Genomic DNA, 23,413 nt, shown 5'->3' on the forward strand with positions numbered 1-23,413 from the left:
TCTGTCTACTACGAAGGTACGACTTGTCCGCGGCCCGAGCGGTTCGGACCGTTCTCAGAACACCGTCCGCATCGCCGCGAACGCGAGGACGGCCGAGAGCGCGAGCCACCCGGCGAGGCGCCGCAGGCCGCCGGACGCCACGAGCCGTTCGGGGCGCAGGCCGGTGACGATCGCGAGCGCCCACCACTGCGCGGCGAGCCAGATCGTCGCGTACAGGTTCCCGTGGCCGACGTGCGCGCACAGCAGGACGACCGCCGCGGGGGTGACCGTGTGCGCGAACAGCGACGGCCCGCGGGCCGGGCCGTGCACGCCGCGCCGCAGCCCCGCCAGCACCGCGACCCAGCCGGCGCCGCACAGCGCCCACAGGGCCACCACCACGGTGGGCAGCCCGCTCAGCGACTCCGGTGCCAGCGCCGTCCCCCTCGTCCAGTCCCCGTCGGCCGCGTCCCGTTCCCGTCAGCGCATCAGGCCCGATTCCCAGGCCCACGCCGCGGATTCGACGCGGTTCCGGGTGCCCAGCTTGCGGTGGATGCTCCCGACGTGGGTCTTGACCGTGGACAGCGACACGAACAGCTCCCCGGCGATCTCCTCGTTCGTCCGGCCGCGCGCGACGAGCCGGACGACGTCCAGTTCGCGCTCGGTGAGCGGTTCGCGCGGCCGGACGGGCGGGGCCTGCACGGGCCGCGCGAGGTGCTCCAGCAGCCGGACGGTGATCGACGGCGACACCAGCGACTCGCCGTTGGACGCCGCCCGGATCGCCTCCACGAGCAGCGCGGGGCCGCCGTCCTTGAGCAGGAACCCGACGGCGCCGCCGCGCAGCGCCCCGTACACGTACTCGTCCATGTCGAACGTCGTGACGATCACGATGCGGAGCGGGTCGGGGACGCCGGGCCCGGCGAGCAGCCGGGTCGCCTCCAGGCCGTCCATCACGGGCATCCGGATGTCGAACAGGCAGACGTCCGGACGGAGCCGGCGGGCCAGCTCGACGGCCTGCCGGCCGTCGGGGGCGTCCCCGACGACGGTCATGTCGGGCTGCGAGTCGACGATCATCCGGAATCCGGTCCGGACCATTTCCTGGTCGTCGGCGATCAGTACGCGGATGGTCACGTGTCCGATTCTTTCAGCATTCGCCGAGGGGCAGCACCGCCACCACCTCCCAGCCGCCCTCGGGACGCGGTCCCGCGTGCAGCCGCCCGCCGAGCGCGGTCACCCGCTCGGCCAGTCCCGTCAGCCCGAACCCGCTGGACGGGAGCCGCCGCCCGCGGCCCCGCCCGTCGTTGCGCACCGCCACCTCGACGCCGCCGCCGAGCCGCGCCAGCGACACCCGCACGTACGTCGCGTCCGCCGCGTGCTTGCGGATGTTGGTCAGCGCCTCCTGCACGACCCGGTGCGCGGACGTCGCCACCTCCGGCGGGAGGGCGCCGAGGTCCGGCGCCAGGGACAGGACGGCGGGCGGGTGCGTGAACCCGGCGACGAGCTCGCGCAGCCGGTCGAGGTCGCCGATCGGCCGCGTCGCCGACCCCCGGTCGGGCGGGCCGCCGGACGCGTCCGCGTGCGGGCCCGCGGGGTGCGGGGCGCCCGGGTACGGGCCGTACGGGCCCGCGGCGTGCGGGTCGTCCACGTGCTGGGCGTCCCGCAGCAGGCCGACCATGCGGCGCATCGACGTCAGCGCCTCCGTCCCGGCCTTCTCGATCCCCTCGAACATCGTGTCGAGCTGCTCGGGCGACTGCGCGGCCCCCGAGCTCGCCGCGAACCGCGCCGCCTGCGCCTGCACGACGATGCCGGTGACGTGGTGGGCGACGAAGTCGTGCAGGTCGCGGGCCAGTTCGAGGCGCTCGTCCCGGCGCGCCGCCGTCACCGACCGGGCCCGCCGCGCGTCCACCGCCCGCAGGTACAGCCCGATCCCGATCGCGATCGCGAGGAGCACGCCGAGCGGCGCGGTGAACAGCACGCCGGTGATCAGCGACCAGCGCAGCGGCATGATCAGCAGCGCGGCGCCGAGCAGCACGGTGACGGGGACGACCCGGTCCCGCGGCGTCCGCCACACCGTCCGGACGGTCAGGATCAGCAGCCCGCCGATCTCGGCGAACATGCTCGGGGTCCCGGCGGTCTCGATGATGACGGCCGTCCCGAGGAACAGGGTGCTGAACAGCGACAGCGACCCCGCCGCCACCACCCAGGGGATCAGCCGCCCGCGGCTCACCACGGCGACGTTGACGCCGGCGGCGATCAGCACCATCCACAGGTCCGCCATGCGGCTCACGGCCAGCAGGCACAGCAGCAGGAACAGGGCGGCGAAGCCCCCGTACGCGATGCGCGCCACCCATCCGCCGGCCGTGTGGATGCGGTCGAGACCGGCCCCTGTGTCACTCACGGATATGCAGGCTACGACCCTGAGCCGACCGCCGGATCGGTCATTCGGCCGATGGCGGCCCGCCCGGGACCGGCCCCGCGCCCGATGTGCCGGGGCGGTGCGCTCCCGCACGCTGGGGGCATGGAAATCATCTACGTCCCGCTCGCCGTCGCCTTCCTCACCGCGTTCGCCGTCTTCGTCGTCTACGGCGGCGTCGTGATGCCGGTGACCGAGATCGCCGAATCGTGGCGGTCGCGCGGAACCCGCAGACCCGACACCGACGACCCGAAGGAGAACAGGTGACCGACCTCACCCCGGAACCCGAACCCGTCCTGGTGGGACGGGGGCTGGCCAAGCGGTTCGGGACGGCCGTCGCGCTCGACGGCGTGGACCTCGCCGTCGCCCGCGCCGAGACCGTCGCGATCATGGGCCCGAGCGGCTCCGGGAAGTCGACGCTGCTGCACTGCCTCGCCGGGATCGTCCGGCCGGACGCCGGCGAGGTGCGGCTGCTCGGGGAGCGCGTCGACGCCCTCGGCGAGCGCCGCCGCAGCGTCCTGCGCCGCACCCGCTTCGGGTTCGTCTTCCAGTTCGGCCAGCTGCTCCCCGAACTGCCCGCCGAGGAGAACGTGGCGCTGCCGCTGATGCTGAACGGGACGCCGCGCCGGGAGGCGGTGCGGGCCGCCCGCGGCTGGTTCGGGCCGCTCGGCCTCGCCGGGATGGAGGGCCGCCGTCCGGGCGAGCTGTCGGGCGGGCAGGCGCAGCGCGTCGCGATCGCCCGCGCCCTCGTGACCCGCCCGGCCGTCGTGTTCGCCGACGAGCCCACCGGCTCCCTCGACCAGGCCACCGGCCGCGAGACCATGGCGCTGCTGGCCGACGCGACCCGCGGCAACGGCGCGTCCCTCGTCGTCGTCACGCACGACGCGTCCGTCGCGGCGTGGTGCGACCGGACCGTCGAGGTCCGCGACGGCCGCGTCCGGTCCGCCCTCGCCGGAGCGGCGTGATGCGCACGACCCTGGGCCTGTCGTGGCGGCTGCTGCGCGGCGGGGGAGCCCGCGACCTGCTCGGGTCCGCGCTCACCCTCGCCGCCGTGGCCGTCTCGACGGGCCTGCTGCTGTTCGCGCTCGGCGCCCACCACGCGTTCGCCGAGCGCGCCGCCGCCGACGCGTGGCGGCACCCGGCGGAGGCGTCCGGGACGCCCACCGCCGTGCAGGCGCTCTCCACCGACCACGTCGACGCGGGAGGCGCGCACGCCACGCCGATCACGATCGTCGATCTCGCCGCGCTGTCGGACGACGCGCCCGTCCCGCCCGGGATGCCGCGCTTCCCGGCGCCGGGCGAGCTGTGGGCGTCCCCCGCGCTCGCCGACCTGCTGGCGGAACTGCCCGCCGAGCGGCTCGCCGACCGGTTCCCCGCACCAGCCGGGACACTCGGCGACGACGCGCTCGTGCACCCCGGCGAGCTCGTCGCGGTCATCGGGCGGGACGCCGCCGCGCCCGTCCTGACCGCCCCGCGCACCGACACGACCGGGCTGGAGACCACCGCGGCCCCCACCCGCATCGACGCGTACGGCACGGACACGTCCGCGTGGATGAGCGTCTACCGGGGGCTCGCCGGGATCGCGTCCGTCCTGATGATCGCGCCGCTGCTGGTGTTCGGCGGCGCCGCGGCCCGGCTCACCGTGGCGCGCCGCGACGGGCGGCTCGCCGCGCTCCGGCTGGTCGGCGCGACCCCCGGCCAGGTCGTCGCGATCACCACCGCCGAGGCCGTCCTCACCGCCGCCGCGGGCGCCGTGCTGGGCGCCCTGCTGTACGCGGCGGCCGTCCCGGCCCTCGCGCACATCACCATCCAGGGCGGCGGCTGGTTCGCCGGGGCCCTGTGGCCGGGCCTCCCGACCCTCGCGGCCGTCCTCGTCGCCGTCCCGGTGCTCGTCGGCGCCAGCGCCGTCGTCGGGCTGCGCCGCGTCGTCGTCGGCCCGCTCGGCGTGGCCCGCCGGGAGACGCCGCCCGCGCTGCGCGCCGTCCGGCTCCTGGCGCCGCTCGCCGTCCTCGCCGCGTTCGCCGTCGTCGGCGGCGGGCTCATGGGGATGCGGTACGCCGGGCTCGCGATCCTCCTCGTGCTGATGACGCTGGCCTTCCTCGCGATCAACTACGCCGGGCCGTGGGCGGTGTCGGCCATCGGCGGGGTCATGGTCGCGGCCGCCCGCGGCCCGTCCCGGCTGCTCGCGGGCCGCCGCCTGCGCGACGACCCGCGCTCGGCGTGGCGGACGGTCGCGGGCGTCGCGCTCACCGGGTTCGTCGCCGGGTTCCTCGCGCTGCTCAACCCGGGCGCGATCGAGAACGCGCCGTCCGACCGGCTGCGGATCGGCGTCCCGGACGGACGCGCGCCCGCGGCCGTCGCCGCCGCGGCGAAGGAGCGCCTCGCCGGGATCGACGCCGCCGTCACGACCGGCGACGGCGACCCGCTCCACGAGGGCCGGACGGTCGTGACGATCACCGTGCGGGGCGGCGGCGCCGCCGTCGACCGCGCCCGCACCGCGCTGCACGGCCTCGTCCCCGGCGGCGTCGCCACCACCCCGGCCGACGACGACACCGGCGGGCGGAACCTGCTCGGCGACCTGCGGACGGGCGCGCTGACCGTCCTCGCCGTCTCGTTCCTCATCGGCACCACGAGCGCGGGCGTCACCGGGGCGTCCGCCGTCCTGGACCGCCGGCGGGAGTACGCGATGCTCCGCCTCGCCGGGACGCCGCTGAGCGTGCTCGACCGCGCGCGCCGCCAGGAGACGCTCGTCCCGCTGGCGGTGATGGGCGGCGGGTCGCTGCTCGCGGGCCTGTTCTTCGCGTCCCCGTTCGCGGTCGGTGTCGGGGTGCCGGGGCTGGCGACGCTCGCCGCGTTCCTGGTGCTCGGCTTCGGCGGGATCCTCGGCGCGAGCGCGCTCAGCCGCCCGCTGCTGCGGGCCGTGACGACCGACCCCGCGCCCCGTCCGGACTAGCCGGAAATGTCAGTGGCGCTCTGTAGTTTGTGCATGTGATCACAGGTTCCGGTGGGAACAGATGCGGAACCGTGACGCTTGTTACGACGTACCAGGGGGTACGTCACAGGCGACGGCCCCGCCGGGCGGCGGTGCCGTCGGCGTACAGGAAGGGGTGTTGGCAGTGGAGGCGACTTTCCATATCTCTCGCCCGCGGCTGGACGGGCCCGCCGAGCGGACCGTCGTGCAGCCGTGGCTGACCGAGCTCACCCACGCGACGATGAACGCCTACGCCGAGCCGCCTCGCGCGCTCGCCCCGGTCGAGACGCTTCCCGTGCGGGAAGTCCGTCACCGGCCGGCGAGGGTCGCGGTGGCCGCCGCCTGACGGGGGAAACCGTAGCGTAGAAAGGGCCGGGACGACAGCGTCCCGGCTTTTTCTTTGATCACGTGTCTCAATATGTGAGACATGTTTCTCAGGATATGGGAACGCGTCGTAGGGTGCGGTCATCTCGGAGGAGAGGTGAACCCATGGCCGACCAGGCGACCTACACCCACGGACACCACGAGACCGTCCTGAGCGCGCACCGGTGGCGGACGGTCGAGAACTCGGCCGCGTACCTCGTCGAGCACCTGCGCCCGGGCGCGTCGGTGCTGGACGTCGGCTGCGGGCCCGGCTCGATCACCGCGGGGCTGGCGGAGCGCGTCGCGCCGGGCCGCGTCGTCGGCGTGGACGCCGCCGAGGCCGCCGTCGCGCAGGCGCGGGCCGCCGCCGGCGCGGCGAACCTCGAGTTCGCCGTCGGCGACGTCCACGACCTGCGGTTCGACGACGGCGCGTTCGACGTCGTCCACGCCCACCAGGTGCTGCAGCACATCGCCGACCCGGTCGGGGCGCTGCGCGAGATGCGCCGCGTCGCGAGGCCCGGCGGGGTCGTCGCCGTCCGGGAGGCCGACTTCGGCGGCATGGTCTGGCACCCGAACCCGCCCGGCATGGACTCCTGGCTGCCCGTCTACCACGCGGTGGCGCGCGGCAACGGCGGCGAGCCCGAGGCCGGACGGCGCCTCATCGCGTGGGCCCGCGAGGCCGGGTTCGCCGACGTGCGCGCGTCCGTCTCGGCCTGGTGCTTCTCGACACCGGACGAGCGCGAATGGTGGAGCGAGTCGTGGGGCGGGCGCCTCGCCCGCTCGGCCGTCGCCGACACCGCCGTCGCCGAGGGCCACGCCACCCGCGCGGAACTGGACGAGATCTACGCGGGCTGGAAGGCGTGGGCGGCGGCGGAGGACGGCTGGTTCGCCGTCCTCCACGCCGAGATCGTCTGCCGCGCCTGACCGCCCCCGTCCGCGCGTCAGAACGGGTCGGTCAGCTCGCCGAGCTTGTCGGTGAGGCGCAGGTTGTGCGAGTAGTCGACGGGGACGGTGACCACCGACACCCCGTCGTCGGCGAGCGCCTTGCGCAGCGTCGGCAGCAGCTCGGCGGCCGACTCGACCCGGTACCCGTGGGCGCCGAAGCTCTCCGCGTACTTCACGAAGTCCGGATTGCCGAACCTGATGTGGGAGCTGCGGCCCAGTTCGAGGTCCATCTTCCACTCGATCAGTCCGTACGCGGAGTCGTCCCAGATCAGCACCGTGATCGGGACGTTCTCCCGGACGGCGGTCTCGAGCTCCTGCGAGTTCATGAGGAACGCGCCGTCGCCGGTCGCCGCCAGCACCTTCCGCTCCGGGTGGGCCAGCTTGGCGGCGATCGCGCCCGGCACCGCGAACCCCATGGACGACAGCCCGTTCGACACCAGCAGCGTGTTCGGCTCGTACGTCGGGTACATCCGCGCCATCCACATCTTCACCGCGCCGGTGTCGGCGAGGACGATGTCCTCCCGGCCCATCGCGGCGCGGACGTCCGCGACGATGCGGCGCGGCGAGAGCGGGAAGCCCTCCTCGGCGGCCCCCTCGGCCAGCTCGTCCCGCATCAGCTCGCGGATCCTGCGGCCCGTCCCGTTCACGTCGAACCGCCGGTGGACCGAGTCGGCCAGCGCGTACAGCGACCGCGGGATGTCCCCCTGGATCCCGACCTCGACCGCGTAGTGGTCGTCCACCTCGGCGGGCGACGGATGGATGTGGATGATCTTCTTGTCCCCGGACGGGTTGATCTTGACGGGGTCGAACTCCTGCAGCTCGTAGCCGACGGTGATGAGCACGTCCGCCTCGTCGAACCCGAAGTTCACGTAGTCGTGCCGCATGAACCCGACCGCCCCGAGCGCGTTGCGGTGGTCGTCCGGGAACACGCCCTTGCCGTTGAACGTCGTCGCGACCGGCAGCCCCAGCCGCTCCGACAGGTACACCAGCGCCGCGCTCGCGCGGTGCCGCGTCGCGCCGTGCCCCGCCAGGACGATCGGGCGCCGCGCGAGCGCCAGGACGTCCGCGGCCCGCGCGATCTGCGACGGCGACGGCTCCTGCGGGCGCACGACGTTCACCGGCAGCGGCGCCAGGTCGGCCGCGACCTTCGCCGACTCGACGTCCTCCGGGATCGCCAGGTACACGGCGCCGGGACGCTCGGTCTGCGCCGTCTTGAACGCCTTGCGCACCATCTCCGGCAGCGCCTCGGCGCGCGGCGCCAGCTCCGACCACTTCGTGATCGGCCGGAACAGCGACACCAGGTCGACGATCTGGTGCGACTCCTTGTAGATGCGGTCCAGCCCGACCTGCGCGGAGATCGCGACGACCGGGGTGCTGTTGGTGGTGGCGTCCGCGACGCCGAGCTGCAGGTTGATGGCGCCCGGGCCGAGCGTCGCCGACGCCACGCCCGCCTTCCCGGTGAGCCGGCCGTAGATCTCGGCCATGAACGCGGCGCCCTGCTCGTGCCGGACGAGGACGTAGCGGATCGACGAGTCGTTCAGCGCGTCGACGAAGTGGATGTTCTCCTCGCCGGGGATGCCGAAGACGTACTCGACGCCCTCTGCCTCCAGGGTGCGGACGAGCAGGCGGGCGGCGTCTTCCTGCGCGGACATCGTGTGTCCCTCTTCCCACGTGTGATCTTCGGGGTGCCTCCCGTGCAGCGCACCGCGGGCCGTCCGCATTCCCCGGCGAGAACGCGTTCCACCGCGCCTCAGCCGTCGACGATCTCCTTGATCGCCCGCAGCGTCGGCTCGTCCTTCACCCCGGCGATCAGCAGCGTGGTGACGGGGCTGTCGCGCCACAGCTGCATGCGCTCCTTGATCCGCCCGATCGGCCCGAGCAGCGAGATCGAGTCGGCGAGGTCGTCCGGCACCGCCTTGATCGCCTCCTGACGCCGCCCGTCCAGGAACAGCTCCTGCACCCGGGCCGCCTGCTCCGCGTAGCCGAGCCGCCCGATGAGGTCGAGGTGGAAGTTGCGCTCCCGGGCGCCCATCCCGCCGATGTAGAACGCGAGCGGGACCTTCGCGAACTCCAGCGCGGACGCCAGGTCGTCGGTGACGATCGTGGTGACGGTCGCCGCGATCTCGAAGCCGTCCGGGCGTCCGGCGAGGGACGCGCCGAACACCGGCTCGATCTGCTCGGGATCGACGAACAGCGGCAGCCAGCCCTGCGTCGCCTCGGCGGCCAGCGCGACGTTCTTCGGACCCTCGGCGCCCAGGTAGACGGGGATCTCCGGGCGCACCGGATGCACGATCGACTTCAGCGGCTTGCCGAGGCCCGCGCCGCCCGGCAGCGGCAGCGGGTAGTGCGGCCCGCCGCTGGTCACCGGCTCCTCGCGCCGCCACACCTGCCGGACGATGTCGAGGTACTCGCGCGTCCGGGCCAGCGGCTTCGGGAACGGCTGCCCGTACCACCCCTCGACGACCTGCGGACCGGACGCGCCGAGCCCGAGGATCACCCGTCCGCCCGACAGCGCGTCGAGGGTGAGGGCGTGCATCGCGGTCGCGGCCGGCGTCCGCGCCGACATCTGCACCACCGCCGTGCCCAGCTTGATCCTGGACGTCCGCGCCGCGTACCAGGTGAGCGGGGTGAACGCGTCCGACCCGTACGCCTCGGCGGTGAACACCGCGTCGTAGCCGAGCCGTTCGGCCGCCAGCACGGTGTCGGTCTGGTCCTCCGGCTCGCGCTGCCAGTAGCCGACGTTCACGCCCAGCTTGAGATCCGCGCTCACGATGCAACCCCTTCTCCGCGGTGACGACGCGACACGATGGTAGAACACGTTCTACTTTCGCGGAAGCGGGCGGGCATGCCGAGGGGCCGCGGCCGGGGGAGACCGCGGCCCCTCGGTACCGGGCTATGCCTCCCTGGCGATGGTCAGGAGGGCCTCGAACGCGGCGGGCGTCAGCACCAGGGCCGGCCCGCCGGGGTCCTTCGAATCACGGACAGCGCGCAGATCGCGGGAGAGGGGGGCCACCTCGACGCACTGGTCGCCGCTCCCGCTGTGGGAGGACTTGCGCCATGCGGCCCCGGTCAGGTCGCGCTGCAGGTTGGTCACGGGCTGCTCCTTGCTGCCTCGGCGATGAGGTGCGCGGATTCCTCGGTGGACAGAGCGGCCGCCTCGATCCGATCAAAGCGGTCCCTATGTTTTGCTATTGCCTCCGCGCTCTCAAGGTAAACGTCGCCCATGGTGCCCTCTACGTAGGCGATATCTGGGTCCGCGGGGTCCGGATACGACAATATGGTGAAACGTCCGTCTAGGCCCGCATGCTCCTGCGCCGAGTACGGAAGTACCTGAATGGTGATCGTCGGGCGTTCCGCCGCGGCGACGAGCGCCTCCAGCTGCCCGCGCATCACGCCCGGCCCGCCGATCGGCCGCCGCAGCACCCCCTCATCGAAGATCACGTGCAGCTGCGGCGCGTTCTCCCGGGTGAGCAGCCCCTGCCGGTGCTTGCGCGCCGAGATGCGGCGCTCGATGTCCTCCTGGTTCGGCAGCAGCCGCCCCGCGGTGATGACCCGGCGCGCGTACTGCTCGGTCTGCAGCAGCCCGTGGATCAGCTGGGGGTCCCAGGTGCGGATGTGCGACGCCTCGTCCTCGAGCGCGACGTAGCTGCCCGCGAACACGTCCTGGTAGGCGGTCCACCAGCCCCGCTGGCCCGCCTGCCGCGCCAGCGTGATCAGCGAGTCCCGCTCCGGACTCGGCACCCCGTACAGATCGAGGATGTCGGCGATATCGCCCGGTTTCGGGCGGGTCTGGCCCGTTTCGAGCCGGGAAATGGTGGCCCGCGACCAGTCGAGCCGGTCCGCGACCTCCTGCAGGGTGAGCTTCTGCTCCTCGCGCAGCCTGCGGATCTCGCGCGCCAGACGACGGCCGCGGACGGTGGGACGGTAAGTCATGCGAGTTCAGGGACGTTCCCCACCCTCACGGGCGAGTGACGATCCCTGCCTCCTTTCCGGTGGTGTAGGCATAGCCGTCCGCTCGCTGGAGCAGCCGGAAGCGGATGTGCCGAGCGGTGAACAGCCCGCCTCTCGAGCGGACGGTGAACTTTCCGGAGGAGCGGACGGCGATGCGCCCGGTGTGCGTTCCGGCGTTCTTGCCGGACGGGACCACGGCCCGGACGAGGTCCCCGGTCCGGAACCCGAAGACGTCCTTGCGGCGAGGGAGGAGAAGGCGGGGACGACCTCGGTGATCGAGTCGAGTTCGCCGACGGCCAGCGCGTCGAGCGTGTGAGACTTCGGCAGGTCGTTGCGGGTCCGGTTCCACTTGGTGCGGCCGCCCGACGAGGTGTGCACCGGCAAGCGTGCGTCCAACACCCGCCACAGGGCCTGGCGTGTGGCGTTCAGTGCGGCGGCGTCCCGCAGGGGCGCCATGGCACGAGCCTTGATCGCGGCGGCCTCGGCGGGAGCGAACTCCTCCACGGGCCGGTCGCCCTTGGCCAGGTTGCAGGGGATGCACCGATGGTCGAGCCCGACGCCGAATCGGGCCCGCCTCTCTCCTTGTCGGGAGGTGAACACGGCCATGCCGGTATGACGGGAACCGGGATCGATCCCGATCTCCACGCCGTCCACCCGCGATTCTCGGACAGTGCGGTCCCTGATGCGAATGACGAACGGCGTGTGCCGTGCGACCGCCGCCCGTCCGCTCCTGAGCAGCTTGCGCGCCCGTGGAGGAGTGGTCGGTTGCAGCGGCCTGCCGTCCTTGTCCAGGACGAATACGGCGGGTTGACGTGTGCGGACCTCACGGCCCTTCTCCCCACCCCCGTGTGGGGCGGGGGTGACGTCACGGCCGCCAGGTGAAGCGGCCGCGGTCTCCCCTCGACCATGGTCCGTGCCGGGTGCCGCGGTGCGGCGTCCGCGCCTCGTTTCGTCCCTGTTCCCGGGGGTGTCTGCCGACGCGGATTCCAGAGCCGCCTGCTGAGGAAGCACAGACGGGTGGGTCTGCCGTCCTGCACGGAACGTAGCCAACCAGGTCACCTCCAAACGTCGTCGGCTCGGTCTGGTAACGGCGCGCCACCGGCCTCACGGCCGACGGCGCTCGCCCTCGGGCGGGAACCCGTTACGGGAGTGGAGTCTCCTCACTCGGCGGGTGCGCCACAACGAGATTGCCGCAACCCGGTGCGAAGGCAGGTCGATTTCCCGAAGGCAGTTGCAAAGGTGAGAATCTCACGTAACGCTGGGATCCGTGACTGCTCGGGGACCGAAAGTGACGAGCGAGCCCGCCGCGCACCCCTGGCATGTAGTTGCGGGAGGACCCGTGAAGACCTCGTCAGCCCACGTTGCGGACGTCCGGACGCCCCACGCGGACGTGCCCGTGGAGGCCGAAACCCGCACCGCTCCCGGACCGGCCCCGGGTGCGGCGCCGCGATCCGAACCCGCGCCGGATTCCGGGCACGCCGCGCAGAGCATGGCGGACGCGATGGCCGACGAGCCCGGCGCCCCCGCGGGCACCCGTCCCGGCTGGGTGTGGGCGCTGCCCGGCGGACCCGGCTGCGCCGGCCACGCGCGCCGCGTGCTGCACGACGCGCTCGCCGCGCTGGGCGTCCCCCGCGACGTGATCGGCGACGCCCAGCTGATGGTCAGCGAGCTCGCCACCAACGCCCACCAGCACGCCGGCGACCACGGGCCGCACGAGCTGTGGCTGTACTTCGGCGACGACGGGACGGGCGGCGAGGGCGCGGGCGAGGTGCGGTGCGCGGTGTTCGACGCGCTCGCGGACGCCGCCCTGCCCGGCTACTCGTGGACGTCCGGCGACTGCGGCCGCGGCCTCGGGATCGTGCGCGAGCTGTCGGGCGGCCGGTGGGGGGCGCGCCGCACCCGGTCGCGGCTCGGGCCGTCGGTGCGGGGCAAGGCGGTGTGGTTCGCGATCCCGCAGGCGCCGCCGTCCTGAGCGGGGCCGTTCCCCGCGCGGCGCGCCGGTGTGCGATCCTTGCGGGCGACGGACGCGGAGGAACCCGGTGCGAATCCGGGGCTGTCCCGCAACTGTGACCAGGGGAGTTCCCTCTCGACAGGGCCACGGCGCCGATGCCGGAAGGCCGAGGGGGAGCGGTGATCCGGGAGCCAGGAGACTCCGGCCGTCGGACAGCACCGCCATCGGGCGTGGACACCCGAGGAAGGACGAACCCGCGATGCCCCCTGCCGCGCCGGTCCCCGGCTACCCGTTCTCCGCCGTCGTCGGGATGGACGACCTCAAGCTCGCGCTCCTGATCAACGCGGTGTCGCCCGGTGTCGGCGGCGTCCTCGTGCGGGGCGAGAAGGGCACCGCCAAGTCGACGATCGTCCGGGCGCTGGCCGCTCTGCTCCCACCGGTGCGGACCGTTCCCGGGTGCCGCTTCTCCTGCGATCCGGACGCCCCCGACCCGGGCTGCCCGGACGGACCGCACGGCGCGGGCGCCGATGCGCGGGCCGCCCGGCTGGTCGAACTGCCCGTGGGCGCGTCCGAGGACCGCCTCACCGGCTCCCTCGACATCGAGCGGGCGCTGACCGAGGGCGTCACGGCGTTCGAGCCGGGCCTGCTCGCCGCCGCGCACCGCGGCGTGCTGTACGTCGACGAGGTCAACCTCCTGCACGACCATCTGGTCGACCTGCTGCTGGACGCCGCCGCGATGGGCGAGTCGCACGTCGAGCGGGAGGGCGTGTCGGTGCGGCACGCCGCGCGGTTCCTGCTGGTCGGCACGATGAACCCCGAGGAGGGGGAGCTGCGGCCGCAGCTCCTCGACCGGTTCGGCCTCACCGTGGAGGTGGCCGCCACCCGCGACCCGGCCGAGCGGGCCGAGGTCGTCCGGCGGCGGCTCCGCTTCGAGGACGATCCGGCCGGGTTCGCGGCCGGGTGGGCCGCGGCCGAGGCCGATCTCGCGGCTCGCATCGCGGCCGCGCGGGACCGGCTGCCCGGTGTCGAGCTGACCGACGCCGCGCTCCGCCAGATCACCGCCGTCTGCGCGTCCTTCGAGGTCGACGGGCTGCGCGCCGACCTAGTGACCGCGCGCGCCGCGATCGCGCTCGCCGCCTGGCACGACCGTCCGTCCGTCACCGCCGACGACGTGCGGACCGCCGCGCGGCTCGCCCTGCCGCACCGCCGCCGCCGCGACCCGTTCGACGCGCCCGGCCTGGACGCCGCCAAGCTGGACGAGATCCTCGACGAGCACGCCGACCCCGAGCCCCCCGAGGCTTCCGGGGAGACGGACGATCGTGACGGTTCGCCCGGCGGCCCCGCGCCTTCCGACGGTCCGGAGGATCCGGACGGTCCCGACGGCCCGGACGGGCCCGATGACGGCGGGCCCGGTGGTGGCGGCGCTCGTCCGGACGGGCCCGTGGAGTCGGACGGGACGAACGGGGCCGCGCCTCCGGCGCCCGAGCCGTCCGGCGGGAAGGGCGGGGCGACCGAGAGCGAACCCGCGCCGGCGGACGCCGCGTTCAAGCCGCGCCTGTTCACCGTTCCCGGTGTCGGTGCGGGCGCGCCGGGGCGGCGTTCCAAGGCGCGCAGCCCGTACGGACGGGTCTCGGGTGCGCGTCCGGGCGCGCGCGGGCTGCACTTGACCGCGACGCTCCGCGCTGCGGCCCCGCACCAGAGCGTGCGTGGCCGGAACGGCACGGGCTTGATCGTCCGGTCGGGGGATCTGCGCGAGGCCGTCCGGGACGGGCGCGAGGGGAACCTCGTCCTGTTCGTCGTCGACGCGAGCGGTTCGATGGCCGCGCGCGCCCGGATGCGGGCGGTGAAGGGCGCGGTCCTGAGCCTGCTGCTGGACGCCTACCAGCGGCGCGACAAGGTCGGGCTGATCACGTTCCGGGGTTCCGCGGCCGAGGTGGCGCTGCCGCCGACCTCGTCGGTGGAGGCCGGGGCGCGCCGCCTCGAACGGCTGCCCACGGGCGGCCGGACGCCGCTGTCGGCCGGGCTGCTGCGCGCGGCGGACGTCCTGCGCGTGGAGCGGCTCCGGGACCCGGCCCGCCGCCCGCTCCTGGTCGTGGTGACCGACGGCCGCGCGACGCACGGTCCCGATCCGGCGGCCGCGGCGGCGCGGCTGGCCGGCGTCGCCTCGGTGGTCGTCGACTGCGAGTCCGGCCCGGTGCGGCTGGGGCTGGCCGCGGCGCTCGGCGCGCGCCTCGCCGCCGAGGTCGTCCGGCTGGACGACCTGGCCGCCGACTCGCTCGCCGGCCTGGTCCGGGCCTCCCGCTCCGCCGCCTGACCCGGCCGCCGGGGGCGGCCGAGGCGAGCGAAGTTCTGACGATGTGGAAGGGATCGAGGATGCCGCAGGGGAAGCCGGAGTACGTGCCGGAGGACGGGCTCACGACGAGGCAGCGGCGCAACCAGCCGCTGGTGATGGTGCATACGGGGCCGGGCAAGGGAAAGTCGACGGCGGCGTTCGGGCTGGCGTTGCGGGCGTGGAACCAGGGGTGGCCCATCGGGGTGTTCCAGTTCGTCAAGTCCGCCAAGTGGCGCATCGGTGAAGAGAACGCGCTGCGCGCGCTTGGGCGGCTGCACGGGGAGACGGGCGAGGGCGGCCCGGTCGTGTGGCACAAGATGGGCGAGGGCTGGTCGTGGATCCAGCGGCCGGGCAGCGAGGACGACCACGCGGCGGACGCGCGTGAAGGCTGGGAGCAGATCAAGCGGGATCTGCAGGCCGAGACGTACCGCCTTTACGTCCTGGACGAGTTCACCTACCCGATGAAATGGGGATGGGTGGACGTCGACGACGTCGTGGCGGCGCTCCGGGAGCGGCCCGGCAACCAGCACGTGGTGATCACCGGGCGGGACGCCGATCCGCGGCTGGTCGAGTTCGCCGATCTGGTGACGGAGATGGGCAAGGTCCGGCATCCGATGGATCGCGGGCAGAAGGGGCAGAAGGGCATCGAGTGGTGAACGTTCCGCGGCTGGTGATCGCGGCGCCGGCGTCCGGAAGCGGCAAGACGACGGTCGCGACCGGGCTGATGGCGGCGTTCGCGGGCCGGGGCGCGGCCGTCTCGCCGCACAAGGTGGGGCCCGACTACATCGACCCGGGCTACCACGCGCTGGCCACCGGGCGGCCGGGCCGGAACCTGGACCCGTGGCTCGCCGGGGAGGAGCGGGTCGTGCCGCTGTTCCTGCACGGGGCGGCGGGGGCCGGCATCGCGGTCGTCGAGGGCGTGATGGGCCTGTACGACGGGCGGACGGGCGGCGGGGACTTCGGCGGCGGCGACTTCGCGTCGACGGCGCACGTGGCGGCGCTGCTGGACGCGCCCGTGGTGCTCGTCGTGGACGCCTCGGCGGCGGCCGGGCGGTCCGTCGCGGCGCTCGTCCACGGCTTCCGGTCGTTCGGGCCGGTGCGGGTCGGGGGCGTGATCCTCAACCGGCTCGGGTCGGACGCGCACGAGGCGATGTGCCGGGACGCGCTCGACGACCTGGGCGTGCCGGTGCTCGGGGCGCTGCGGCGGCACGCGGACGCGGCGACGCCGTCCCGGCATCTGGGGCTGGTCCCGGCCGCGGAGCGGGACGCCGACGCGGTCGCGAGCGTGCGGCGGCTGGGGGAGCTGGTCGCGGCGTCGTGCGACCTCGAGGCCCTGGAGGCGCTGGCGCGGTCGGCCCCGCCGCTCGCGGCCGAGCCCTGGGACCCGGCCGCGGAGACCGGGGTGGCCGGGAACGCGGGCGGGGGACGGCCGCGGATCGCGGTGGCCGGGGGAGCGGCGTTCACGTTCGGGTACGCGGAGAACGAGGAGCTGCTGGCGGCCGCGGGCGCGGAGGTCGTCCGGTTCGACCCACTGCGGGACGAGGCGCTGCCGGAGGGCACGCGCGGCGTGGTCGTGGGCGGCGGGTTCCCCGAGGTGTACGCGGCGGAACTGGCCGCGAACGAGCGGCTGCGCGCGGAGCTGGCGGCGTTCGCCGGTTCGGGACGTCCCGTCTACGCCGAGTGCGCGGGGCTCCTTTACCTCGCGCAGGAGCTGGACGGTGCGCCGATGTGCGGCGTCTTGGACGGTGTTAAAGCGGCCATGGCCCCGCGCCTGACGCTGGGCTATCGTGCCGCCGTGGCGGTGGCCGACTCCGTCGTCGCCCGGGCGGGCGAGCGGGTGCACGGTCACGAGTTCCACCGCACGGTGACGGATCCCGTCCACGGGGACACGGCCGCCTGGCAGTGGTCCACGTCCGGCCCGGCGGGGTTCGTGCAGGGCGACTGTGTCGCGTCCTACCTCCACCTGCACTGGGCCGGGTCGCCCCGGTTCGCGAGCAGACTGGTCCACGCCTGCGGTAGGGAGCGCGGTTGAACGCCTTCGAGGGAAATGTGCGCCTGGAGGGGGAGCGGCTCGTCCTGCGCCCGTTCGGCCTGGACGACGCGGCGCAGCTCATCGAGGTGATCCGCGCCCGGGAGGACTGGCTCCCGCCCAACTTCCCCACCGCGCTCAACGCCGAGACGATCGCGTGGTTCCTGCGGGAGGGCATTCACAAGGTCCAGCAGTACGGCCTCGGCATCCACCTGGCGATCACCGCCGGGGACGGCGGACTCCTCGGGACGATCGGGCTGTTCAAGGTCGACTGGACGCAGGGCACCTGCGAGGTCGGATACGGGATGCGGCCAAGCGCGCGCGGGAAGGGGTACGCGACCGAGGCACTTCGCCTGGTCTCGGACTGGGCGCTGCAAGACTGCGGCCTGTACCGGGTGGAGCTGCGCGCCCTCGTCAGCAACGCGCCGTCCATCCGGGTGGCGGAGAAGGCCCGGTTCTGGCGGGAGGGACGCGCGCGCGGCGCCGAGGTCGACGACGGCGCCAACCGGGACATGTTCGTGTTCAGCCGCATCGCGCCCGACCTGCGGGACGAGCGTCCCGCGCGGCTCGTGCCCGTGGACGTCGGCCCGGGCGATCCCGACCTGGTCACCGTCCGGGCGCTGCGGCTGCTGCACGAGGCCGACGCCGTGCTCGTCGCCGACGCGCCCGACGCTCCCGTGCGCGCGCACACGACCCGGCTCCGGCGCGTGGACGGCGACCCCGCCGCCGCCGTGCTCGCCGCCCTGGACGACGGCGCCCGCACGGTCGCGTTCGCGCTCGGCGACCCGGACGTCTTCCGGGACGCGGCGCGCGGCGTCGCGGCGGCGCGCCCCGACGTGCTGATCGATCCGCCGTTCCCCGGCGCGCCGCGTCCGTCCGCGGACCGTCCCTCCGGGAGGCTCGTCGCCCACGACGGGGAGGGACGGGCATGAACGACGAGACGCTGGTGATGTACGGCGGCGGCGCGGAGGACGCGGCGCGCAGGATGCTGCCGAAGCTGCCGGACGGCTGCTTCGCGCCGGTCGACCTGGACGCGCTGCGGGAGGCCGCCGGGCGCGGGCTCCGGCAGGTCGTCCTCGTCGCCGGGATGGCCGACCAGGCCGCCATCGTCGGGCCGGTGCTGGGCGAGATCACCGCCGACATGGCGGGCGACGGCGGCGGCGCGCTCGCCGCCGAGGTCGCCGCCGCCGACCCGGGGCGCGCCTACGAGCTGTGGGAGTCCGCCGGACGGCTCGGGCCGTGCGGCCGCGAGCTGTGCCGCCGCACCGCGGGCGAGCTGGAGCGCCGGGCCGGATCGGTGGCGGCCCAGGTGGTGCTGGTGGACGCCTCGGGGCAGCGCATGGTCGGCATGTTCGGGCGCATGGCGCGGTAAACATGGACGGATCCCTCGTGGTCCGCGCGTGCGCGCGCGCCGGTCTGCCCTGGGAGGACGCGTTGATCGTGTCGGCGCACGAGCTGCGCCGCGCGGTGAACGCGTGCCGCGCCCACCCGAAGGTCGCGGTGCTGACCGCTCCCGGCGCGGGCCCAGCGGAACTGGCGCGCGCGCTGTTCCCGCAGACCCCGCGCACCTTCGTCGTCTGCGAGGACCTCGACGGACCGGACGAACGCGTGGTGCGCGTCCGTCCGGCCGAGGCGACGACGCGCCCCTGGAACGCCCCGCAGGTCGTGCTCGTCCTGGACGAGCGCCGCTCGCCGGACGTCCCCGGCTGGACCGCGCGCCCGCCCGGCCCGGACGGCTGGGCGCTGGACGGCTTCGACGGCGCGGCCCTCGCGCCTGAGACCAGGGCGTTCGTCCTCGCCCGGCTCGGCCCGCGCACGGGCGACCTGGTGTGGGACCTCGGGTCCGGCGACGGCTCCGTCGCGGCCGAGTGCGCCCGGTTCGGCGCGGCCGCCGTCGCCGTGGGCCCGGACGCGGCGTCCTGCGAGCGGATCCGCGCGGCCGTCCGCGCCCGCCGCGTGCGCGTCGCGGTGGCGCGCGGCGCGCTCCCGTCCGTCCTCGACCACCTCCCGGACCCGGACGCGGTCTTCCTGGCCGACGCGGAACCCGCCGCCGTCGGCGCCTGCGCGCCCCGTGCCCTGGACCGGTTCGTCGCGACGGCGGACGAGCGCCGCGCCCCGGAGATCGTGGACGCCCTGGCCGACGCGGGCTTCACCGCCCGCGCCGCCACATTCGCCGTAACCCCGCTCGCCCCGCCGCGGGCCCTGGGTTCGCTGGCCTCGGGTTCGCGAGCGGCGGACTCGCAGGCCACCGACTCGCAGGTCGCGGGTTCGCAGGGCCTGGGTTCGCAGGCCAGCGACTCGGGGGCCGCCGACTCGGGGGCGCAGTACCCGCCCGTGACCATCGTGTGGGCGCGCCGCAGCGCTCCCGAACCCGTGCGGCCCGCCCCGCCAGCGGGGCGTCCGGTCGAGAGGACGCCGCCGTTGTGACCGGTACGACGCATGTTGCGGTGATCGGTGTCGGTGTGTCCACGGCGGCCGGTGCGGGCGAGGTCGGCGCGCTGCTGGACGCCGTGCTGCGGGAGGCGGGCGTGCGCCCGGACGCCGTCTGGTGCGCCGCGACCGCCGAGGGGCGGGGCGGCGAGCCCGCCGTCCGCGCCGCTGCACGAGACCGCGGCCTGCCGCTCGTCGCCTACCCTGTGCCCGTGCTGGCGCAGGTCACGGTGCCGAACCCGTCAGACGTCGCGCGCTCGCGGGCGGGGACGCCGAGCGTCGCGGAGGCCGCGGCCCTGCACGCGGCGCGCGCGCTCTGCGGCGGGCCCGTCCGCCTCGCGGTCCCCAAGCGCGCGTCCGGGCGTGCGACCGCCGCCCTGGCGATGGCCGCCGAACCGGACGCGGCGTGCCTATCCCGGCATGTGCCCGCATCCCGGCATGACGGGGCAGAAGCCGTGAAACCCTGGTACTTCCTCCCGGAGCGGCACGCGCCCGGGGACGGCGACAGCGAGGATGGCCCGTGACCCAGCAGGAGGCTCCTGTGAGCGTACGCCAGCCGCATCCGGTGGAGATCCGGTCGTATGAGATCCTGCGGTCCCGTGTCGACCTGTCCCCGATGCCGCCGCTGTGGCGGGCGGTCGCCGAGCGGGTCATCCACGCCACCGCCGACCTGGAGTACGCGGTCGACCTGGTGACCGAGGAGGAGTCCCTCCGGCGCGGCTGGGAGGCGCTGCACTCCGGCGCGCCGATCGTGACCGACGAGGGCATGGTCGCCGCCGGGATCACCGCGCGGGAGACCGTCTGCCACGCCGCCGACCCGGCCGCCGCGCGGATGTCGCGGGCCGCGGGCATCACCCGTCCGGCCGCGGCCGTCCGGCTCGCGTACGCCGACGTGGGGCCCGGCGCGGTGTGGGTCGTCGGGTCGGCGCCCGAGGCGATCTTCGAGATCATCGACCGGCGGGTCGGCCCGGCGCTGGTCATCGGCGTCCCGGTCGGGTTCGTCGGCGCCGCCGAGGCGAAGGAGGCGCTGCGCGCGAGCGGGCTGCCGCAGCTCAGCAACGTGTCCGAGAAGGGCGGCTCCGCGGTCGCCGCCGCGGCCGTCAACGCCCTGCTGTATCACGAGGAGGGCCGGTGACCACGGGCATGGCGGGACGCGACGTCGACCTGCGGCACCACGGGGACGCCGAGATCGGGGACGGCCTCGCCGACTTCGCGGTGAACGTGCGGACCGGCATGCCGCCCGCGTGGCTCGCCGACCGGATCCGGGCGTCGGTCGCCGACCTGGCCGCCTACCCCGATCCGCGGGCGGCGCGCCGCGCGGTGGCGCGGCGGCACGGCCGCTCGGTCGAGGAGGTACTGCTCACGGCGGGCGCCGCCGAGGCGTTCGTGCTGCTCGCGCGGGTGCTGGCACCGGAACGGGCCGTCGTGGTGCACCCGCAGTTCACCGAGCCGGAGGCCGCGCTGCGGGCGGCCGGGCACGACGTCGAGCGCGTCGTGCTCGGCGCCGACTTCGTGCTCGACCCCGCGGCGGTGCCGCACGCCGCCGACCTCGTCGTGATCGGGAACCCGACGAACCCGACGTCGGTGCTGCACCCCGCCGCGGCGGTCGCGGCGCTCGCCCGTCCCGGCCGGACGGTCGTGGTGGACGAGGCGTTCATGGACTGCGTGCCCGGCGAGCCCGAGTCGCTCGCCGCGCGGCTGCCCGCCGGGGTCGTCGTCATCCGGTCGCTCACCAAGACGTGGGGGCTGGCGGGGCTCCGCGCCGGGTACGTGCTGGCCGCGCCCGGTCTCGTGGCCCGGCTGGCGGAGGCGCAGCCGCTGTGGGCCGTGTCCACGCCCGCGCTCGTCGCCGTCGAGGAGTGCTCCGCGCCCGAGGCCGTCGCGGAGGCCGAGAAATGGGCCGTCGAACTCGGGACCGAACGGGACCGGCTGGCCGCCGAACTCACCGGACGGGGCCTGTACGTCGTTCCCGGCGCGCGCGCGTCGTTCCTTTGCGTCCGCATCCCGGACGCCCTCGGCATCAGGGCACTGCTACGGCAACGCGGTTACGCGGTCAGGCGCGGCGACACGTTCCCCGGACTCGGCCCCGACTGGCTCCGCATCGCCGTCCGCGACCGCACGTCCAACGATGCGCTTCTGGAGGTCATGGGTGAGCTCGGCATCTGACGGCCCCGAACCGGGCACCCCCGAACCGGGCGATCTCGCGCACGCCTTCGCGCCGGACGAACGTCGAGCCGTCCACCGCGCCATCGCCGAACGGCGCGACGTCCGGGAGGGCTTCCTGCCCGACCCCATCGACGACGACGTCCTCACCCGGGTCCTGGAGGCCGCGCACCGGGCGCCGTCCGTCGGGCTGACCCAGCCCTGGGACTTCCTCATCATCCGGGACGCCGCCAAACGCGAACGCATCCGCGCCCTGGCCGAACGTCAACGCGACGGCTACGCGGCCACGCTGCCGCCCGCGCGCGCCGCCCGCTTCGACGGGCTCAAGATCGAGGCCATCCGCGAGGCCCCGGTGAACATCGTCGTCACCTGCGACCCCACGCGCGGCGGACGCAACCCGCTCGGCCGCCACGCCCAGCCGAGCACCGCCCAGTACTCGGTGGCCTGCGCCGTCCAGAACCTGTGGCTGGCCGCCCGCGCCGAAGGGCTCGCCGCCGGCTGGGTCAGCTTCTTCGACGAGCGCGAACTGGCCGCCGAGCTCGGCCTGCCCGCCGACGTCGAGATCGTCGCCTACCTGTGCGTCGGGCACGTGACCGGGTTCCCGCCCGCGCCCGTCCTCGACCTGACCGGCTGGGCGCGCCGCCGGCCCCTCGCCTGGGCCGTCCACGAGGAGGAGTACGGGCGGCGCGCGCTGCCCGGGAAGGAAACCGTGCACATGATCGAGCAGACGGTCGCCGCGATCGCGCCGCCGGACGAGGCCGCGATCCGCGACGCCCGCGAGCACCAGGCCCGCCTCACCAAGCCGCCCGGGTCCCTCGGCGTGCTGGAGGAGGTGTCGGTCCGGCTCGCCGGGCTCGCCGGGCACTGCCCGCCGCCGCTGCCCGAACCGGCCGCCGTCGCGGTGTTCGCCGCCGACCACGGCGTCCACGCGCAGGGCGTGACCCCCTGGCCGCAGGAGGTCACCGCGCAGATGGTCGCGAACTTCCTCGCGGGCGGCGCGGTCGTCAACGCGTTCGCCGGGCAGGTCGGCGCCGAGGTCAGCGTCGTGGACGTCGGCGTCGCCGCCGATCTGGACGCCGCCCCCGGCCTGCTCCGCCGCAAGATCGCGCACGGCACCGCCGACATGACGCTGGGCCCCGCGATGACCGGCGAGCAGGTGCGCCGGGCCGTCGAGACCGGCATCGAGGTGGCCCGCGAACTGGTGTCCGCGGGCGCCCGCTGCCTGGTCACCGGCGACATGGGCATCGCGAACACCACCGCGTCCGCCGCGCTGATCGCCGCGTTCACCGGCCTGCCGCCCGAGCGCGTCACCGGCCGGGGGACGGGCGTGGACGACGCCACGCACGCCCGCAAGGTCGAGATCGTCCGCGCGGCGCTCGTCCGGCACGGCCTGCTGGACGGCGCCCGCGACCGGGACCCCCTGGACGTCCTGGCCGCGGTCGGCGGCCTGGAGCACGCCGCGCTCGCCGGGTTCGTCCTCGGCGGCGCCGCGCTGCGCGCCCCGGTCGTCCTGGACGGCGTGATCGCCGGGGCCGCCGCGCTCGCCGCGGCCGCGCTGTGCCCGGACGCCCTGCACGCCTGCGTCGCCGGGCACCGCTCCGCCGAACCCGGGCACGCCGCCGCCATCGAGCGCCTGGGCCTGCGCCCGCTGGTCGACCTGGAGTTGCGGCTCGGCGAGGGGACCGGCGCTCTGCTCGCGCTGCCGCTGGTCCAGGGCGCCGTTCGGGTGCTGCACGAGGTCGCCACCTTCGATTCGGCGGGCGTCAGCGGGAAGGACGCGGCCCCGTAACGACATGATCACGGACTGAGTCACGCTCGGCTATCGACTCGCCGGAGCCCCTCTCCATGGACTCCCCAAGCCGAGTAACGTTGTTGAACGAAGAAACTTG

The 23,413-nt window shown here is 74.9% G+C and carries 24 protein-coding genes and 1 riboswitch; of the genes, 16 read left to right on the plus strand and 8 right to left on the minus strand.

Annotated features, from left to right (window positions below; all coding sequences use genetic code 11):
* Positions 1-54: 54 nt before the first annotated feature.
* The 3 genes from AB0L25_RS32150 to AB0L25_RS32160 form a co-directional block, all read right to left on the minus strand.
* Positions 55-378, minus strand: coding sequence for a hypothetical protein (locus tag AB0L25_RS32150; protein ID WP_500176503.1), 324 nt, complete (start codon positions 376-378; stop codon positions 55-57).
* A 78-nt stretch (positions 379-456) separates the two neighbouring features.
* The gene (locus tag AB0L25_RS32155; protein WP_500176504.1) at positions 457-1,107 is read right to left on the minus strand and encodes a response regulator; all 651 of its coding nucleotides are present in this window, start codon (positions 1,105-1,107) and stop codon (positions 457-459) included.
* Between the two features lie 13 nt (positions 1,108-1,120).
* On the minus strand, positions 1,121-2,374 hold the full coding sequence (locus tag AB0L25_RS32160; protein ID WP_500176505.1) for a sensor histidine kinase: 1,254 nt from the start codon (positions 2,372-2,374) through the stop codon (positions 1,121-1,123).
* A 120-nt stretch (positions 2,375-2,494) separates the two neighbouring features.
* On the opposite strand from AB0L25_RS32160, the gene AB0L25_RS32165 reads away from it, so the two are divergent.
* The 5 genes from AB0L25_RS32165 (at position 2,495) to AB0L25_RS32185 (ending at position 6,647) form a co-directional block, all read left to right on the plus strand.
* Positions 2,495-2,656, plus strand: a complete 162-nt coding sequence (locus AB0L25_RS32165; protein ID WP_500176506.1) for a hypothetical protein — start codon at positions 2,495-2,497, stop codon at positions 2,654-2,656.
* The gene (locus AB0L25_RS32170; RefSeq protein WP_500176507.1) at positions 2,653-3,354 is read left to right on the plus strand and encodes an ABC transporter ATP-binding protein; all 702 of its coding nucleotides are present in this window, start codon (positions 2,653-2,655) and stop codon (positions 3,352-3,354) included. Before AB0L25_RS32165 ends, AB0L25_RS32170 begins: the two co-directional genes overlap by 4 nt.
* Positions 3,354-5,342 (plus strand): FtsX-like permease family protein, encoded by a 1,989-nt coding sequence (locus AB0L25_RS32175; protein ID WP_500176508.1) that lies wholly within the window; start codon positions 3,354-3,356, stop codon positions 5,340-5,342. Before AB0L25_RS32170 ends, AB0L25_RS32175 begins: the two co-directional genes overlap by 1 nt.
* A gap of 163 nt (positions 5,343-5,505) precedes the next feature.
* Entirely contained in the window at positions 5,506-5,706 is a 201-nt protein-coding gene (locus AB0L25_RS32180; RefSeq protein WP_500176509.1) for a hypothetical protein, read from the plus strand.
* Between the two features lie 143 nt (positions 5,707-5,849).
* Positions 5,850-6,647, plus strand: coding sequence for a methyltransferase domain-containing protein (locus AB0L25_RS32185; RefSeq protein ID WP_500176510.1), 798 nt, complete (start codon positions 5,850-5,852; stop codon positions 6,645-6,647).
* Between the two features lie 17 nt (positions 6,648-6,664).
* On the opposite strand, the gene AB0L25_RS32190 is transcribed toward AB0L25_RS32185, so the two are convergent.
* From AB0L25_RS32190 to AB0L25_RS32210, 5 genes are all read right to left on the minus strand, one after another.
* Positions 6,665-8,320: an acetolactate synthase large subunit gene (locus tag AB0L25_RS32190; RefSeq protein ID WP_500176511.1), complete on the minus strand. Its 1,656-nt coding sequence runs from the start codon at positions 8,318-8,320 to the stop codon at positions 6,665-6,667.
* Between the two features lie 98 nt (positions 8,321-8,418).
* A complete protein-coding gene (locus AB0L25_RS32195) occupies positions 8,419-9,438 on the minus strand; it encodes an LLM class F420-dependent oxidoreductase (protein ID WP_500176512.1) in 1,020 nt (339 codons plus the stop codon).
* A 123-nt stretch (positions 9,439-9,561) separates the two neighbouring features.
* The gene (locus tag AB0L25_RS32200) at positions 9,562-9,762 is read right to left on the minus strand and encodes a DUF397 domain-containing protein (RefSeq protein WP_026404609.1); all 201 of its coding nucleotides are present in this window, start codon (positions 9,760-9,762) and stop codon (positions 9,562-9,564) included.
* Positions 9,759-10,601 carry a helix-turn-helix domain-containing protein gene (locus AB0L25_RS32205; RefSeq protein ID WP_500176513.1) on the minus strand — a complete coding sequence of 281 codons (843 nt, stop codon included), beginning with the start codon at positions 10,599-10,601 and terminating at the stop codon, positions 9,759-9,761. Before AB0L25_RS32205 ends, AB0L25_RS32200 begins: the two co-directional genes overlap by 4 nt.
* A 6-nt stretch (positions 10,602-10,607) precedes the next feature.
* Positions 10,608-11,678 carry an RRXRR domain-containing protein gene (locus tag AB0L25_RS32210; RefSeq protein WP_500176515.1) on the minus strand — a complete coding sequence of 357 codons (1,071 nt, stop codon included), beginning with the start codon at positions 11,676-11,678 and terminating at the stop codon, positions 10,608-10,610.
* A 280-nt stretch (positions 11,679-11,958) separates the two neighbouring features.
* On the opposite strand from AB0L25_RS32210, the gene AB0L25_RS32215 reads away from it, so the two are divergent.
* The 11 genes from AB0L25_RS32215 to cobT all read left to right on the plus strand — a co-directional run bounded on the left by AB0L25_RS32215 (position 11,959) and on the right by cobT (position 23,313).
* Positions 11,959-12,591, plus strand: a complete 633-nt coding sequence (locus AB0L25_RS32215) for an ATP-binding protein (RefSeq protein ID WP_500176516.1) — start codon at positions 11,959-11,961, stop codon at positions 12,589-12,591.
* A 57-nt stretch (positions 12,592-12,648) separates the two neighbouring features.
* A riboswitch (cobalamin riboswitch) is annotated at positions 12,649-12,772 on the plus strand.
* A 57-nt stretch (positions 12,773-12,829) separates the two neighbouring features.
* On the plus strand, positions 12,830-14,884 hold the full coding sequence (locus tag AB0L25_RS32220; protein ID WP_500176518.1) for a putative cobaltochelatase: 2,055 nt from the start codon (positions 12,830-12,832) through the stop codon (positions 14,882-14,884).
* A gap of 59 nt (positions 14,885-14,943) precedes the next feature.
* Positions 14,944-15,558: a cob(I)yrinic acid a,c-diamide adenosyltransferase gene (gene cobO, locus AB0L25_RS32225; RefSeq protein ID WP_500176519.1), complete on the plus strand. Its 615-nt coding sequence runs from the start codon at positions 14,944-14,946 to the stop codon at positions 15,556-15,558.
* Between the two features lie 11 nt (positions 15,559-15,569).
* The gene (locus AB0L25_RS32230) at positions 15,570-16,934 is read left to right on the plus strand and encodes a cobyrinic acid a,c-diamide synthase CobB (protein WP_500176545.1); all 1,365 of its coding nucleotides are present in this window, start codon (positions 15,570-15,572) and stop codon (positions 16,932-16,934) included.
* On the plus strand, positions 16,931-17,863 hold the full coding sequence (locus tag AB0L25_RS32235; protein ID WP_500176520.1) for a GNAT family N-acetyltransferase: 933 nt from the start codon (positions 16,931-16,933) through the stop codon (positions 17,861-17,863). Before AB0L25_RS32230 ends, AB0L25_RS32235 begins: the two co-directional genes overlap by 4 nt.
* A complete protein-coding gene (locus AB0L25_RS32240) occupies positions 17,860-18,303 on the plus strand; it encodes a hypothetical protein (RefSeq protein ID WP_500176521.1) in 444 nt (147 codons plus the stop codon). Before AB0L25_RS32235 ends, AB0L25_RS32240 begins: the two co-directional genes overlap by 4 nt.
* A 2-nt stretch (positions 18,304-18,305) precedes the next feature.
* Positions 18,306-19,358 (plus strand): hypothetical protein, encoded by a 1,053-nt coding sequence (locus tag AB0L25_RS32245; RefSeq protein WP_500176522.1) that lies wholly within the window; start codon positions 18,306-18,308, stop codon positions 19,356-19,358.
* 20 nt (positions 19,359-19,378) lie between these two features.
* A complete protein-coding gene (locus AB0L25_RS32250; protein ID WP_500176523.1) occupies positions 19,379-19,885 on the plus strand; it encodes a cobalamin biosynthesis protein in 507 nt (168 codons plus the stop codon).
* Between the two features lie 17 nt (positions 19,886-19,902).
* Positions 19,903-20,496 carry a precorrin-8X methylmutase gene (locus AB0L25_RS32255; protein WP_500176524.1) on the plus strand — a complete coding sequence of 198 codons (594 nt, stop codon included), beginning with the start codon at positions 19,903-19,905 and terminating at the stop codon, positions 20,494-20,496.
* A gap of 8 nt (positions 20,497-20,504) precedes the next feature.
* Positions 20,505-21,527: an Rv2231c family histidinol phosphate aminotransferase CobC gene (cobC, locus tag AB0L25_RS32260; protein ID WP_500176546.1), complete on the plus strand. Its 1,023-nt coding sequence runs from the start codon at positions 20,505-20,507 to the stop codon at positions 21,525-21,527.
* On the plus strand, positions 21,511-23,313 hold the full coding sequence (gene cobT, locus AB0L25_RS32265; RefSeq protein WP_500176525.1) for a nicotinate-nucleotide--dimethylbenzimidazole phosphoribosyltransferase: 1,803 nt from the start codon (positions 21,511-21,513) through the stop codon (positions 23,311-23,313). The genes cobC and cobT overlap by 17 nt, the downstream gene beginning before the upstream one ends.
* Positions 23,314-23,413 lie beyond the last annotated feature (100 nt).

Origin of the sequence: Spirillospora sp. NPDC052242 (genome assembly GCF_040679555.1) — a bacterium.
In the GTDB taxonomy this organism is placed as follows: domain Bacteria; phylum Actinomycetota; class Actinomycetes; order Streptosporangiales; family Streptosporangiaceae; genus Spirillospora.

What these genes read in the sequence shown, in the direction of transcription:
- AB0L25_RS32190 (WP_500176511.1), bottom strand. Translation starts at nt 8,320, where the DNA reads ATGTCCGCGCAGGAAGACGCCGCCCGCCTGCTCGTCCGCACCCTGGAG.
- AB0L25_RS32165 (WP_500176506.1), top strand. Translation starts at nt 2,495, where the DNA reads ATGGAAATCATCTACGTCCCGCTCGCCGTCGCCTTCCTCACCGCGTTC.
- AB0L25_RS32185 (WP_500176510.1), top strand. Translation starts at nt 5,850, where the DNA reads ATGGCCGACCAGGCGACCTACACCCACGGACACCACGAGACCGTCCTG.
- AB0L25_RS32175 (WP_500176508.1), top strand. Translation starts at nt 3,354, where the DNA reads ATGCGCACGACCCTGGGCCTGTCGTGGCGGCTGCTGCGCGGCGGGGGA.
- AB0L25_RS32205 (WP_500176513.1), bottom strand. Translation starts at nt 10,601, where the DNA reads ATGACTTACCGTCCCACCGTCCGCGGCCGTCGTCTGGCGCGCGAGATC.
- AB0L25_RS32220 (WP_500176518.1), top strand. Translation starts at nt 12,830, where the DNA reads ATGCCCCCTGCCGCGCCGGTCCCCGGCTACCCGTTCTCCGCCGTCGTC.
- AB0L25_RS32240 (WP_500176521.1), top strand. Translation starts at nt 17,860, where the DNA reads ATGAACGACGAGACGCTGGTGATGTACGGCGGCGGCGCGGAGGACGCG.
- cobC (WP_500176546.1), top strand. Translation starts at nt 20,505, where the DNA reads ATGGCGGGACGCGACGTCGACCTGCGGCACCACGGGGACGCCGAGATC.
- cobO (WP_500176519.1), top strand. Translation starts at nt 14,944, where the DNA reads ATGCCGCAGGGGAAGCCGGAGTACGTGCCGGAGGACGGGCTCACGACG.
- AB0L25_RS32245 (WP_500176522.1), top strand. Translation starts at nt 18,306, where the DNA reads ATGGACGGATCCCTCGTGGTCCGCGCGTGCGCGCGCGCCGGTCTGCCC.